Source organism: Granulicatella seriolae, assembly GCF_024543085.1.
Classification (GTDB): domain Bacteria; phylum Bacillota; class Bacilli; order Lactobacillales; family Aerococcaceae; genus Granulicatella; species Granulicatella seriolae.
This window is the reverse complement of record NZ_JANHNZ010000009.1, coordinates 54,147-69,268: the sequence shown is the minus strand read 5'-3', so window position 1 is coordinate 69,268 and position 15,122 is coordinate 54,147. Positions and strand designations below refer to the sequence as shown.

At 38.3% G+C, this 15,122-nt stretch carries 14 protein-coding genes; 12 read left to right on the top strand and 2 right to left on the bottom strand.

Annotated features, from left to right (window positions below):
• The first annotated feature begins 7 nt into the window (after window positions 1–7).
• The 11 genes from NPA36_RS08420 (at window position 8) to NPA36_RS08370 (ending at window position 12,603) form a co-directional block, all read left to right on the top strand.
• A complete protein-coding gene (locus NPA36_RS08420; RefSeq protein WP_256945685.1) occupies window positions 8–619 on the top strand; it encodes a DUF1349 domain-containing protein in 612 nt (203 codons plus the stop codon).
• Between the two features lie 82 nt (window positions 620–701).
• Window positions 702–1,622: a GIY-YIG nuclease family protein gene (locus tag NPA36_RS08415; RefSeq protein WP_256945684.1), complete on the top strand. Its 921-nt coding sequence runs from the start codon at window positions 702–704 to the stop codon at window positions 1,620–1,622.
• A gap of 47 nt (window positions 1,623–1,669) precedes the next feature.
• On the top strand, window positions 1,670–2,092 hold the full coding sequence (locus tag NPA36_RS08410; protein ID WP_256945683.1) for a GNAT family N-acetyltransferase: 423 nt from the start codon (window positions 1,670–1,672) through the stop codon (window positions 2,090–2,092).
• A 586-nt stretch (window positions 2,093–2,678) separates the two neighbouring features.
• On the top strand, window positions 2,679–3,314 hold the full coding sequence (locus tag NPA36_RS08405) for a DUF6933 domain-containing protein (RefSeq protein WP_256945682.1): 636 nt from the start codon (window positions 2,679–2,681) through the stop codon (window positions 3,312–3,314).
• Window positions 3,311–3,871, top strand: a complete 561-nt coding sequence (locus NPA36_RS08400) for a GNAT family N-acetyltransferase (RefSeq protein ID WP_256945681.1) — start codon at window positions 3,311–3,313, stop codon at window positions 3,869–3,871. The genes NPA36_RS08405 and NPA36_RS08400 overlap by 4 nt, the downstream gene beginning before the upstream one ends.
• Before the next feature lie 384 nt (window positions 3,872–4,255).
• Window positions 4,256–6,052, top strand: a complete 1,797-nt coding sequence (locus NPA36_RS08395; RefSeq protein WP_256945680.1) for a hypothetical protein — start codon at window positions 4,256–4,258, stop codon at window positions 6,050–6,052.
• Between the two features lie 12 nt (window positions 6,053–6,064).
• A complete protein-coding gene (locus NPA36_RS08390) occupies window positions 6,065–9,031 on the top strand; it encodes a toll/interleukin-1 receptor domain-containing protein (protein WP_256945679.1) in 2,967 nt (988 codons plus the stop codon).
• 407 nt (window positions 9,032–9,438) lie between these two features.
• Window positions 9,439–10,005 (top strand): nucleoside/nucleotide kinase family protein, encoded by a 567-nt coding sequence (locus NPA36_RS08385; RefSeq protein ID WP_256945678.1) that lies wholly within the window; start codon window positions 9,439–9,441, stop codon window positions 10,003–10,005.
• 36 nt (window positions 10,006–10,041) lie between these two features.
• The gene (locus tag NPA36_RS08380; RefSeq protein ID WP_256945677.1) at window positions 10,042–11,148 is read left to right on the top strand and encodes an alpha/beta hydrolase; all 1,107 of its coding nucleotides are present in this window, start codon (window positions 10,042–10,044) and stop codon (window positions 11,146–11,148) included.
• Window positions 11,149–11,318: 170 nt separating this feature from the next.
• Entirely contained in the window at window positions 11,319–11,936 is a 618-nt protein-coding gene (locus NPA36_RS08375; RefSeq protein ID WP_256945676.1) for a hypothetical protein, read from the top strand.
• Window positions 11,937–12,102: 166 nt separating this feature from the next.
• Window positions 12,103–12,603: a kinase gene (locus NPA36_RS08370; protein WP_256945675.1), complete on the top strand. Its 501-nt coding sequence runs from the start codon at window positions 12,103–12,105 to the stop codon at window positions 12,601–12,603.
• Between the two features lie 158 nt (window positions 12,604–12,761).
• Here NPA36_RS08370 and NPA36_RS08365 read toward each other — a convergent pair whose 3' ends face one another.
• Together NPA36_RS08365 and NPA36_RS08360 are read right to left on the bottom strand one after the other, a co-directional pair.
• Window positions 12,762–13,268: a GNAT family N-acetyltransferase gene (locus NPA36_RS08365; protein ID WP_256945674.1), complete on the bottom strand. Its 507-nt coding sequence runs from the start codon at window positions 13,266–13,268 to the stop codon at window positions 12,762–12,764.
• Window positions 13,269–13,343: 75 nt separating this feature from the next.
• Complete coding sequence (locus NPA36_RS08360; RefSeq protein WP_256945673.1) at window positions 13,344–14,210, bottom strand: LysR family transcriptional regulator; 867 nt, start codon at window positions 14,208–14,210, stop codon at window positions 13,344–13,346.
• A 133-nt stretch (window positions 14,211–14,343) separates the two neighbouring features.
• Between NPA36_RS08360 and NPA36_RS08355 the strand changes: the two genes are divergently transcribed.
• Window positions 14,344–15,090 carry an SDR family oxidoreductase gene (locus tag NPA36_RS08355; protein ID WP_256945672.1) on the top strand — a complete coding sequence of 249 codons (747 nt, stop codon included), beginning with the start codon at window positions 14,344–14,346 and terminating at the stop codon, window positions 15,088–15,090.
• Window positions 15,091–15,122: the final 32 nt, after the last annotated feature.

Genomic DNA, 15,122 nt, shown 5'->3' with positions numbered 1-15,122 from the left:
GAAATAGATGAACTTAATGAATTTTGATTGGATACATGAACCGAAAACTTATCAAATCTCTGATAGCACTGTCAGAATAACCACCCAGCCTCACACGGATCTCTGGCAGAAGACGTATTATCATTTTATCAATGACAATGCCCCCATGTTTGTTACAGAGACAGATGAACAATATTTTTCATTTACTGTCAAAACAGACTTTTCAAGTAGCCATACTCGCTTCGATCAGTGCGGCATTGTGGTCTATCAGGATTCAGAGAATTGGCTAAAAGGGTCAATTGAGTATGAAAATGAAGACTACCAACACTTGGGCAGTGTAGTGACCAATCATGGCTATTCAGATTGGGCTACTCAGACAATACCAGCGACCATCAAGTCTAGCTACTACCGCCTGAGTCGACGAGAAAGTGATTTTTGCATTGAAAATTCCATCGACGGCGTGCATTTTAAACAGATGAGAATTTGTCACCTCCATGCAGGAAAAGGAAGAGTTCGCTTTGGCATCTACGCTTGTTCACCAGAAGCTTCCTCCTTTGAAGCTGTCTTTTCAGAAATGAGCCTTACCGATTGCAAATGGAAAGCCCATGATGGACAGCAGCCGGATGAGGTGTTTGAGTGAAATAATTAATTGTCAAATTTTATTTATATATGTATTTTTACTGTGTATACTAGACTTAACGAAATGTAAGTGAGGTTGTTAAATGAAGAATAGTAAAAATTTCAATTTATTTTTAATGGACGGAGATGTCACGGGAAGGATTAAGTGCACGCTTGCTAATTGGACTGGTTTAGCCTATAAGGTTCCAAGATCCTATTTAGATAAATGCAAGGATAGACAAGATCTAAAACAGAGTGGCGTTTACTTCTTATTCGATAAGAATAGTAACGATGAAGATGAGGTTTATATCGGTCAGGCAGGTATTCGTAAAAATGGTGAAGGTGTTCTATTTAGGGTAGCTGAACATTTGAAGGATGATAACTATTTTAGTGATGCCATCATGCTAACCACTCAGAATAATTCATTTGGACCAACAGAAATAAGCTATCTTGAAAATAGATTTACGAATCTTGCGAAAGATACTGATAGATTTAAAGTAAGAAATGGAAATGACCCGAATCCGGGAAATGTCACTGAAGAAAAAGAATCCGAGTTGGAAGATTTCATTGAGTATTCAAAGATGGTATTAGGTGTTTTGGGGTACAAGGTATTTGTTCCGTTAATTAAAAACGAAATTGAGATAAAGCAGGAAGAAACTGAAGAAACGATATTCTATTTAACCAGAAAGAGTAAGAAGTCAAATAAAATCATAGCGGCTCGTTGTAAGCGTACGAGTGAAGGGTTTGTTGTTTTAAAAGGTAGTATGATTGAAGAAGTAGATTCTAAAGCTATTCCTAAATCTTTAAAAGAGTTACGAGAAAAATGTAGGCTAAATCAAGAAATTGTTGATGGAATACTGACAAAGAATTACTTGTTTAATAGCCCTTCTTATGCTGCATCATTTGTTATAGGAATGCATACAAACGGAAGAACAGATTGGAAGACCAATGAAGGGAAAACGCTTAAGGAATTAGAAGAAGAGGAAGTTCCACCAAATCAAAATGGGAATTATAAAATGGATTAAACCTTTCAAAGAAGCGACCTGAGAATGGAAAAATGCTAAGGAGTTTTATGCTAGACATAAGCAAGTTATCAGAAAAATATATCGTTAAAAAACTAACACAAGAGGATTTCGAACTAGTATACAATCTTCAAAAAGGTAACCCTCTATACTTTGAGTATTGCCCTCCTAACCCTTCTTTACAGGGAGTGCTTAATGATATGAAAGCATTACCGCCCACCAAAGAATACAAAGATAAGTACTATATTGGATTTTTTGAAGAAGAAAATCTGATTGCTGTAATAGATTTAATAGCAGAATTCCCCAACAAAGACACAATGTATATTGGATTTTTTATGGTTGGAAATGAATACTCTGGAAAAAATATTGGAAGTATGATTATCAAAACTTGTTTAAAAGAATTTCAAGCACAAGGTTTTTCTTTCGTCAGACTAGGTTATATGAAAGGCAATCCTCAAAGCAAAGCCTTTTGATCGAAATGTGGCTTTTTAGATAGTGGAGTTGAAAAAGAAAATGAACGAGTAGTTAGTGTTGTTTTAGAAAAAAGGATATAAAAACTACTTAAATACGAAATAAGACAGATAATCCTTTGGGGAGTCGTATATAATCGATTTTACAAAGGGTTATTTTTATTGTTACTGAATTCTAGAAGGGGCTGGGCAAAAAGTCCAAATGGTAACCAAATAAAATAGTTCCCCAGAAATCTATCCGTACAGAACGGTGTAACGCATAGCTGACGCACAGTGGATGTTTCGGCTTCAGCCGATTACAGCCACGTAGACAGCTAAGCCAGTGAGACTTCGGCTCACGGCGGTGCCATCGTTCCCATTTCTGATAGATTTCTGGGGAACTATTTTATGATTTAGAAACTTTTTTATTTTATTACAGACTTTTTGCCCAGCCCCTTCTATTAGTCTTACTAAAACCTAGAATACGCTAGTTTGTTTTTTAGCCCATGATACATCAAGCTTTCAAAAATTGATAATTAAAAAGAAAAAAATGGTATACTGAGAGTGAGGTAAAACGTATTCATTAGAAAAACGATACAGGAGGTGCATCATGATTATTTATGCTACAAAGAAAACTATTGAAAGATACGACCTACCAATGCCAGAAGAATTTACGCCACCAATGGACCGATTTGTTGAGATATATTTTGAAAGGGAAAGTGGTGATCGACTTCTTGAGTGGGGTGCAAAACTATTTGATTTTGATAGAAAAAAATGTATTCAACTGGTAAATTTCGCCAGTAAATTAACACTCTTTCTATTCGATATTGAATATGGAGATATGGGTGATATTGGGAATAAAATAGCAGATTACTTATATGAAATATATAAAGCGGATGAGGAAATGACAAGTGCGATAGAGAAAATGTTAAAATCTAGTCCCATTTTTATTTTTGAAAAACTGAAGGATAGAAGTGCCATTGCCACTTTGAATAGAACACAAAGTAATTTTGCTGACGATGGCTATAATTTTTATCGCTATATTCGTGAGGGTATCTTACACACAATAGAACTTAATCAATTTGTGAATTTTGACTGGTTTTTCACAATGACAGAGAATGGTAAAACAGAATATTTTTTTCCAGCAGAAAAATATAGAGAGATTGTGATGGAAAGATTTGGTGAGAAAGTAGATAATTTGAGATATGTGGACTTTCGGAATAAGAAAACAAAAGGAGAACCATGAATAAGACAATGATTTCTTTAGAAACAATGAAGGAAAAATATATAAGAGAGATTTGGAAGCGGGGCTTTAGAGAAGACAATCCTGAGTGGAAGAAGTGGGATGCCCCATACTTTGACAATGACTACAAGAAATTTGATACCTTTGAGGAATTTGCAGCTAGTTCTGTATATTCATTTCTCATGAGCGAGAGGTGTAAATGTATTTTAGTAAACGGCACTCCAATCGGTGTGGTGACAAGGTATTGGGAAAACCAAAAGACCTTGTGGCTCAATATAGGGATTAGCATCTATGAGCCGGAGTATTGGAGCGGTGGCATCGGAACTAAGGCGCTAAACATATGGGTGAGCGAGATATTTGAAGAAATTCCAGAGCTTGAACATGTTGGCTTGTCGACTTGGAGTGGCAATATCAGGATGATGAAAGCTGCTGAAAAAATCGGAATGCAAAAGGAAGCCCAAATTAGAAAGGTAAGATTCTGGAAAGGTGTATACTATGATAGCGTCTCTTATGGTGTCTTGAGGGACGAATGGGAAGCTATTAAAGTAAGGCAAATATAGGATCTATAAAATAAAAAGCTATTTCGTCATACTAACATCTACGTATAAACCAATAATGAGTTGATACTGGGCAAGAAGTCCAAATGGTAAGCAAATAAAATAGTTCCCTAGAAACTTATCAAAAATAACGGTGTAAAGCATAGCTGGCGTACAGTGGATGTTTAGCGCTTTCGCCAATTACAGCCACGTAGATAGCTATGCCAGTGAGACCTCGGCTCACGGCGGTGCCACCGTTCTCATTTTTGATAATCTTTTTCGCAAAACTCTTTTGTGATTTAGAAATAGTTAGTATTCATTATGGATTTTTGCCACCCCCACAACTTCTTTTATTTCACCAAACATTTATTGTATAATGAAGTTGAATTCTAGGAGGTGAGGTAGCACTTGAAAAAATGGAAAGAAAACCAGAGTTATTACCTGAGAAGAGCCTTTATTTTCTTATTTGCTGTGGCGATCGTACTTGGGGTTATCGGGCTCTACCAATACTATGAAAGCAGGATTGAGAAGCCATGGCAAATGGTGACGGCCATCGCATTTGGGACATTTAAATTATTTTTCTTCGCCCCAACCTTGTCACCAGATGCAGACTATTCTCCCTTCTATGAAGTGGCAAAATGGCTGGCCCCACTTTTGTCCTCAGCATTGGTCCTCAGTTGGCTGAACGTCTTCTTGCTCCACTTGAAAAACTTATTGGCATACCGGTTTTCCACAAAGATGGTCATCATCGGCTATCAAAAAGAAACTCTTGTTTTGCTTAGAAAGATTAAGGCATTAACCAAGAAAAAACGCGTCTATGTCTATCACGACACCGCCATTAAGGCGCAAGATAAAGAAGAGGTAGAAAAGCTAGGTTACCCATTTGCGACCATTGATTTTACTAAGGCACCCTATTTAGAAAAAATATCCAAAATTGCAGAAGCCAGCATCAACAATTGTGAAACAATCATCTTTATGTCAGACGATTTAAAGAATTATGAGTCCTTTGCGCATCTGATTCCACTGCTAAAGCCCAAACAGCGCATCCGTGTCGTTGTCCGCATGAAATCTTATGCTTTGCGTGACATGCTCGAAAAAATGATTAGTCGATTGCGTGAAAATCAACCAAGCTTATCTCTAGTTGATGTCACCTTTTACGATGAAGACCAATTGTATGTAGACCGGATCATGAACAATGAAGAGGATATCCAAAGTCACATTGCCACCCAAAAGACAGGTGTTTGGGAGATGAAGGCACCTCATTTTGTTGTGGTTGGCTACGATAGTTTTGTTAAGAGCTTCTTATTGCGTGTTGCTAATGATTTTACCATCTCTTTGAAAGAACCTATCCGTGTGACCATGATGGGGCGTGGCTTTAAACGAGAAATTGATGAGCTATTAGCTGATTATCCTGAGCTAGACCAGGCATTGGATATTAGGGATGTCAATGTTAACCCGGCAGGAAGAGATTTCCTTCAGGCACTTCAAGAGCTGAAACACATTACTCGCTTCCTAATTGTTGACGAAGATCCTATGATGGCATTGGAAATTATCGAAAGGATTCAAAGAGTTTTCCCAAGGCCAGCAATATACTTTAAAAATAATACTTCTGTTAGCTTTGCACCTCTTTTTGATAAGAGCGGGGGAGACATCAGAGCCTTTGGTACCCTGAAAGAGATTATGGATCCCAGATATATTATTAACCAAGAGCTGGATATTAAGGCTCGTAACTTCAATGATTACTATAATAAGACTGCTGAAGAATTTGGCAATCCGCCTGGAGCACCTTGGGATCAAATCAGTGAAGTTAAAAAGTCTTCTTCCAGAAACTCAGCCGCACATAGTCGTGTCAAACAAGAAATTTTACGCCATTATTTCCAGTGGGATGATGAACGGATAAAAAAATGGTTGAACGAACGAAAAAAAGAATTAAAAGAAATGGTAGAAGTGTCATCAGGAGAGAGCTTGAAAGTCGGGCTAACTGCATATCTTGAAACGTATGAAATTATTAATTTTCTTGCACAACTGGAGCACTTAAGATGGTGTAGATTCTACTACAGCCTTGGCTTTACCTATGGCGAAACCAAGGATGAGATGAGAAAGACTCACCCATGTCTAGTAGAAGATTGGGACCGCATTATTGGGGATTTGTTCTTCCAATGTCACCCTATCTATGATGTCATCGCAGTGCTATCAACATTTTAGGAGACAAAGGTTATGGCTGAAGAAAAAAAGTATAAGTATGATGCCTTTATCAGTTACCGACACCTAGAACCAGATGCTTCTGTTGCGGAGGCCATCCACAAAATGGTGGAGTCTTACAAGGCGCCAAAAGAGCTTTACAAAGACAACAAGGCGCCTACTTTTCGTGTGTTCAGAGATCGTGATGAGCTGACAGTCAAGGATCTCAATGAATCTATCGTAGAGGCACTAGAAGAAAGTAGATTCCTAATTGTTATCGTCTCCAGACGAACAAAACTATCTCCTTGGTGTCTAAGAGAAATCGACCTCTTTAGAAAGTTCCACGGTGATGGTAATATTTTGCCAGTCCTCATTGAAGGTGAGCCAAGCGAGTCTTTCCCCAATTCACTATTGTCCCTAACACGGGAAATTGAAACAGAAGAAGGGGGAAAAGAAACCCAACAAAGAGATGTTTTAGCAGCTGAACTAAGACCCAAAGCCATGATTGAAAACCCTGAGCTGAAATATGAAAATATGTCAGCAGAAGAGATTAAAGGCTATACCAAAGAAACCCTTCATCTGCTAAAGGATGAGAAGTACCGCATCATGGCCTCCATGCTGGGGGTTACTTATGGAGACTTAAAACAGCGAGATAAAATCCGTAAAACTAGACAAATTATGGTGGCTAGCGCCATTTCATCAGTAGCGCTCCTCTTCTTTGGTATCTTCATGTTCCAAGCCTACCAAAAAGAAGCGGCTGCTAAGCGAGAAGTTATCCAACAAACTTCGCAAATTCTACTGGAAACTGCCAGAAAAGATGTCAATGATGGCAATAAATTTGAAGCGGTCACGGTGGCAAACCAAGCTGTTGAGAATCTAACCTCTGATATGAACAGCTATACCAAGCGAATAGCAGAGCGCCGTGCCATCTTAAACGATGTTATCTATAATTACAGCGCCAATCTTTTAACCAATATCAACACCGAAAATAAGATGAGCTTTTTCACCCTAGACCAAGCTGGGAAACGTATTTTTTCAGGCTACAAAAATAACCAAATTGGTGTCTGGGATGCAGAAACAGGCAAGGAATTGGCCACCATTTTGGGGCATAAAGAACAGGTCAAGATTGTTGCAATGAGTAAGGACGATAAGTACCTAGCTAGTGGCGCTTTTGATAATAAAATCATGATCTGGGATGCCACTACTTACCAACTTTTGAGTGAGTACGACAACCCTGGTAATGTGGTTATGTTGATGTTTACAGAAGACAATCAGCATCTTATTAGTATCGGACTTACAGCCTCACAAGCACGCTTAAGTATTCGAAAAGTAGGCAGCTGGGAAGAGGTTGCTAGTCTAACTACCCTACCAGTAAACACTATGAAAATCAGAGTGAATCCTGTCAAGATGGAAGCGGCCGTTTTGACCAGCTCAAGTGCACCAGAAAAGTCAGCAATGATCATAAACTTGATGACTGGGGAGGTTATCAAACAACTTCCAGGGATGGAGTTCAAGATGCAGGACGGAACAAGCATACTAACTGCATACCGGGATATTCGCTATTCTAATGATGGTAATAGCCTCTACCTAATCAACAATAACCGATTAGAAAAACGCAACATACAAAGCTTTGACTTAGAAATGACTAGAGAGAACAAAAGCTATTCGGATAACTATTCTCTTAAAGAATCTCCTGACGGCTCTTACTTTTATATCAATTCTGGCGCAGAACTGCTTAAAGTAAATACTAAAAGTGGGGAAACAATGGAAAGGTACAGCCTTTTCAATGGAGAAATCCTTGATTATAAAGTGGACTTTGATAGAAATCGAATCGTGCTGCAATTTGATACTGGAGATGCCGGTTTGATTATGGATGGTAATGTTATTGATAAGTACATCAAGAGTGGTTTAGGAGTGCCGGAAGAGATTTATCTTCCAAACAAAGGAGATAAATTCTACTCACTCAGTCGTGTTTCTAAGCAGATTAAAATTTTTGACTATGCTCCAAGAAATACAGAAACAAAAGAAGGTCAGAATATTACTACTTCTCTGAATGGCAGATACACAGTCATTTATCAAAACGAACGACTGGTTCTCTATGACAATGTGGGTAAGACTACACAAGAGATTAAAGGGCAAGGAAACTTAGGGTTATTAGGGCACTATATTGATGTCGGTAATCGGTTTAGAATCTCAGGGGACGGTAAAAGTTTAATCATTTCACTGTTGGTTAGTGGTAAGAATGTACTGGGCATTATGAATACGGAAACAGGGGATTTGAAACAAGTACCAGTAGATGCCTATACATCAGTTTTTGAAATTGCCAGAGATTCATCCTTCGTTTATGCAGCTAGTTCTGAGGGAGTCCTAAAAGAATTCTCACTAGATGGACAATTAATGGGTGAGTATCCGATCGATAGTGGCAATGTAGGAAGTATCGTGGAGTCACAAGATGCCAACAATTTTGTCGTGAATTATTTGGAAGGAAGAGCGGTTCTTTACCAAAAGAATCAGTGGAGCGTTATAGGTAGAACTCCAGGACGTGTCTTCACGATGAATGAAGGGGTTGCTAGTGGAATTTACATCAATGAAGGCTTCCAATGGAAAGACGGAAAGGCTACCTACCACAGCTTGCCTGAAGAGTTAGACGAGATTGCCAATGAGAAAGAAGACACCTATTATTATGATAGCGAGTCAGGTAAACTACTCACCATTCGTATCAGTGAAGATGAAAGGAAAGCTTACTTAATTGATTTTCCATCGGGAGAACTGATAAAGACATTCCCAATCACCTTCAATCAATATGAACCGAATGGGTACATCCATCCGGGCGGTAAAGCGGTTAGTTTGGACCAAATTTTCGATAGGTCTCTCAATATAGAAAATCCAGATGGTGGACTTCTTACGACTGAGTACAAAATCTATCAGCGGATAGTGACATTCCCACTCTTTGATGATGACAAATTGCTTGAAGAAGCCAATAAGTTGATGGCGGGGGAATAGAAGAAAGTCTAGTGGAAATTGTTGAGTGAAACGGTAGATTGATTAAATGGTTCAAGTCTGGACAAAAAATCCTTAAAGAATAAATCTATTTCTAAATCACAAAAGAGTTTCCGACAAAAGAATCAGAAATGAGAATGGTGGCACCGCCGTGAGCCTTGGTCTCACGGCTTAGCTGTCTACATGGCTGTAAATCGGCTAAAGCCGAAACAGTCACTGTGCGTCAGCTATGCTCATTCACCATTATTTCTGATTCTTTTGTCGGAAACTCTTTTGCTTTATGAAGTACTTCTTATCCAGTATCTTTATAGCTTTAAAATTTTAGTGAGTTGGGAGTTTTATTCAGCTCTATTTAGTGAGTTAGGGTATAATAAACCTATGTTAAAAGAATGAAGTGGGAGGATGATCTTGTGAAGATTATTGGCTTGGGCGGACTAAGTGAGAGTGGGAAAAGTTATTCTGGAAGCTATTTATCAAAACGGCATTCCATCCCTAGAGTAAAGATTGTTAAGTATATTGAGAAGTTCCGAGTGGATTACTTTAAAGAAGAAATTAATCTAGAAGATTTTCATAGATATTTGTATGATACTCCAAACAAATTCACTGAATTCTTTCTTGAAAAAATGATTCAGAAGTTGAAGGATGAGTACGGTAGTTATCCTTTTATTGTGGTTGAAAGTTTGAGAGATCCATTCTTTGGGGAATATTTCAAGAAAGTTCTTAAAGAAGATTTTATCGTTATCTATTTGGAGGCAAGATTTGAAGATAGAGTAGAAAGAGAAGCCATCAAAACAGGGAAAGATACATCAGAGATTAGCAGACTAGTCTATGAAAAGGATATTACCAAGGTTTCGCAAGGAGCCCTAAAGTATCAGGAATTAGCAGATTATTCTATTGATAATCACTCTTCAATTGAAAATTTGAATTTGGAATTGGATAAGATAGTGACATCTATAATGGATTTAACCAACAAATAAAAAGCTGGCATAGAAATTCGAAAAGGAGGAAAGCATTTGAAAAGAAAATACAGTGAAGACTTGTTGAAAAAGCTCATTGAACGTCAAAAAATGGTCTTGATTAAAGGTACAAAAGTGCTCGTCAAAAATTTGCCAGATAGTGACGAAAAGGGTGCCATAGATTCTCGACTATACAATGATATAAAAGCTCAACTTTTTATGATGAAACATACACCAAAATCCTTGCTGCAGATGGATTTAACGCCAAAAGGAGTCGTCAACCTTAGAAAGATGTTTAATCAATTAAAAAGTAAGCCTATTGTAGAAAAACCTATTTCTATTGAATACAAGACTGTAACTGGAATAGATGGAAATCAGATTCCCATTCGAATCTATCGCTCAGAAAGTACCAAAGGAAATGCACCGATTTTATACTATATTCACGGTGGTGGTTTCTTTGCGGGTTCGCCAGATGTAGTGGAAGAATTTGTTAAGCTAGTTGTTGAAAAAACGGATATCCTCGCCGTTTCTGTAGACTACAGACTGGCGCCAGAAAATCCATACCCGGCAGGACACGAAGATTGTTATAGCACCTTGAAATGGGTTTATGAAAATGCTGAGAGCCTAGGGGGAGACCAGCACAATATTTTTGTGGGTGGTGACAGTGCTGGTGGAAATCTGGCACAATACTGTACGACTAGGGATTTGGAAGATGGATTAGGCATGGTCAAAGGGCAACTCTTGCTCTATCCAACCGTCAATATGGCTGGAGTTGAAGATGACTATTTCAAATGGAGTATCGATGAGTTTGAGATGTCACCCAAACATAAGGACGGGATAGAAAGCATGATTGGAGTCTTTGGTTCTTCCATATCATCTTTGGGAACTGTTTTAGGAGCTAAAGATGTCGCCAATGGGTATTTGAGTCCATATCTTAGAAATCCTAAGGGACTACCACCGACCTTTATTACTGTCGGAGAGCATGACTTTTTAAGAGTCGAAAGTTTGGCCTATGCTGCCAAATTAGCTAAGGCTGGAGTAGAAACCAGGACAGTGCTCTACAAAGGATTCGGCCACGCCTATGCGGATAACGTTGGGGTATACCCTCAAAGCGAAGATTGCGCTATGGAAGTAGGGCGCTTTATTTTGGATTATTCGGGGTGACGTGGAACTTAACCAACAAAGAAATAAATCAAGTTTATAAACTGGCAAGTAAGTTTATTGAAAGAGCCTGATTAATCTTGAAGAAGGGCTCTTTCTAAAAGTGTAAAAATCATTGGTAATTTCAAATAAGTAGATACATCATAAAAACCATCTGATTGTGAGGGGAAACTATGTTAACAGTAGATAATCTGAATTTCCGTGATATGTACCATGAAATTTGCTTTCTAAGTGTCAATGAAAATATTAGTAAAACCATGAAATCTAGTGATTTGCCTAGACCTAAAGAGGCTAATGGTATTCTAGTTTACGGCTATATTGACCATGAAGCAGGTTTTACTTTTGAAGTTTTGGGCTGGGGCTTCTATGATCATGGTAAGATAAGCCCATTTGCTGGGAATAAGGAGGTGTCTTCTAAATTACGCAGGTCTAGTGTTGCTGACTGTATCATTGTTTTTGCTAGTCATGTGGACCTTAGTCCGTATCAAGATAAGATTGATATGGTTAAAGAAACCTATAGTTCTACAGATAGTGTTGAAATTACTAGAGGGATTGAATCAATAGATAACAGTCGCAATACGGATTATCCAGATGATGTCTTGGTTTACTTGCTTGCTGAGAACAAAGATCCAGAAGGCTGCTGGGTGCGTTGCCTTGATGTTGATGAGAACGAGATAAAAGGTCAGTTGTTAAATGAACCTAGTCAAAGTTTTGGGATTCATAGTGGTGATGTGATTGGTTTTGGCGTAATGAGCCAAGAAGATGGCGATATTTGCGTGGCTATGGTTTGAGATAGATGATTTGTGAAGTGATTATACTACTTTAGAGTATAATCATCATGAGTAGTATAATTATTCTGGTTATTTATAGGAATATTCTAGATTTTAAAACAGTCTTTACAGGTATAAGACCACATAATTAGAACTTCCACTCTACAAACCATAAAGGAGATACAACTTGAAAAAAGTAATCATTCTAAGAGGCAATTCTGCTAGCGGTAAAACGAGTGTTGCCAAAGAACTTCAAGAGCGACTGGGATGTAATACTATGATGATTTCTCAGGACATGATTAGAAGAGACATCCTACATGTCAAAGACGGCCCCAATACTTTAGTCATACCTTTACTTACCAATCTAGTGGAATACGGACACCAGCACACAGAAATCACTATCCTTGAAGGCATATTCAAATTCGAGTGGTATGAACCATTTTTTAGTCATGTTAAAGACTTGTTTGGTGATGAGATTTATGCTTATTACTGGGACATTCCATTTGAAGAAACACTTAGACGGCATCAAACAAAGATAGACAAAGCAAAAGAATATGGCGCAACTGCTATGCACAAATGGTGGAGAGAAAAAGATTACCTCACTTCCATAACTGAAACGATTTTCCATGAAAATGTAAGCCTTGAAGAAGCCGTGAATCATATTCTTCAAGACCTAGACCAACATTAATGACATGTAGAAAATGAAGTAACTGGACAAAAAGTCTCCATTTGCTCTGTTAGACATAAGAAGAGTGGTATCACCGAAAGACGTTAGCTTTCAATGATACCACTCTTCTTATGTCTGTATTTTTCGGACACTCTTTCATGATTTAGAAATAAAAGTTTCTATTTCTGGACCCCTTGCCCAGCGACATGGCTAAAATCTGACAACAGCATTCCATAAACAAAACTATCTGTCCATTCACCTTTATTCCAATAGTCTTCTATGAAATGAGCTTCTTGTCGCATGCCAAGTCTCTCGCATAACTTGGCGGAAGAAATATTTCTAGAGTCAAGATTGGCTTGGATTCGATGGACTTTTTCAACAGCGAAGAGAAAATCTATCACAGCTTTTAGAGCTTCGGTGGCATAGCCCTTACCTGCATAGTTCTTGTTAAAGACAAAACCAATCTCTACCGTTTCTTTCATATCCGTATACCATATTGAAATATCACCTATAACTACATTACCTAACTCACAGGCCAAACTGATAGGGGAAGTTCTTGTTAAGCAATTTTCTGATAATTTCTTTTGAAATTCACTATCTTTAGTGGCACTTGTCCAAGGTTTATGCAACAAGTATCTACAGGTTTCTTCATCTTTGTAAATTTCAAAAATATTATCTATATCCATTTGCTCAAAAGCTCAAATTTTCAGTCTTTTAGTAATAATGTTCATATAAACCTCCTTATTTCATACAACCAAACCTTAGGCTGGCAGATACTTATCACTAAGTATATCCAATAATTTTTTTGATAGACGATTTTGAGTCACAGATTTCTTCCAGATGATATGCAGTCCATCGGTGTTGGGCAGCTTGACTGGCGTAAAGGAAAGTTCCGTGTCAGTCAAGTTGAGAATCCCCTCTATGGTGATGGCAATGCCCAACCCTGTTTTAACCAGCAGACTGGCATTGTATAAGAGATTGTATGTCGCTACTACCGTATAATCACCAAGTCCTTGTAAATAATGCTGACCGTGATTAGCTTGCGCAGATAGAATTAAGGGATAGTCAGTCACGTCTTTCAAATTGACTTCTGATTTACCAGCAAATGGATGGTCAGTTCGTGTCAGCACGCCCCATCTTTCCGTCATAGGCATGGGTAATCCATCATACTTTCGACTATCAAAGTCACCAATAACCAAACCTAGGTCCAAAATACCACTATCTATTCTTTCAAAGATGTCTTGTGCATTGCCACTGTGAAGATGGAATTTTACTTGTGGATATTGTCGTCTCATCTCACTGACGGCAAGTGCTAAGGGTTCAAATGATGGAATTTCAGCAGCACCAATAGAAATATCACCAGAGTATGCATCAGATTTGCGTAAATTACCCTGAGTCTTCTCTACTAAGGCTAAAATTTCTAAGGCACGATTATAGAGGTACTGCCCGTCCTCCGTTAGTTGGATTTCCCGACTACCTCGATGAAATAGGAGAGTATCTAATTCTTCCTCCAAGTCTTTTATTTGCCTAGATAAAGTCGGTTGTGTCACATGTAAATGATTGGCAGCATGTGAGATGCTTTTACTTTCTACAATAGCGACAAAATAGGTCAAAATACGAATATCCATCCAATCACTCCTTTTATTATTATAGTAGCATGATATAGGTAATAAGCATAGTAATTATGCAATATAACTATTTGTAATAGAATGAATTTGACCTTATACTAAAGACATCAAAAACAAGCAGGAGGAGAATTCGATGACAATCAAAGATAAGGTAGTAATTATTACTGGCGCTTCATCAGGAATTGGAGAAGCGACTGCTTACAAGTTGGCAAAAGAAGGGGCAAAGGTAGTATTAGGGGCTCGCCGTGAGGACAAACTAAAAGCTATCGTGGACAAGATTTCAGCTGAGGGTGGGCATGCGGTTTATCAGGTGACTGATGTTGTTAAACGGGAAGATAATCTTTCTCTAGTGGAACTGGCAAAAACAAGTTTTGGTAAAGTTGATGTAATCTTCCTTAACGCTGGACTCATGCCTAATGCACCTCTATCCGCCTTAGAACAAGATAACTGGGATGCCATGATTGATGTCAATATTAAAGGTGTTCTTAACGGTATCGCAGCCGTCCTACCAGAATTTACAGCTCAAAAATCCGGACATGTGATTACAACCTCATCCGTAGCAGGTCTAAAAGCTTATCCAGGAGGAGCTGTATATGGCGCTACAAAATGGGCTGTTAGAGATTTAATGGAAGTACTACGTATGGAGTCTGCTCAAGAGGGAACCAATATCCGAACCGCAACCATCTATCCAGCAGCGGTTCAATCAGAATTAGTCGATAGCATCACTAACCCTGATACCAATAAAAATATGAGAGCCCTCTACGACGTCTATGAAATCCCGGCAGAACGTGTTGCCAATGTTGTTGCTTTTGCAATTGATCAACCAGAAGATACCAATGTTAACGAATTTACCATGGGTCCAACGAATCAGCCTTGGTAAAGATCAAAAACATAGAATTCCTTGAACCACAA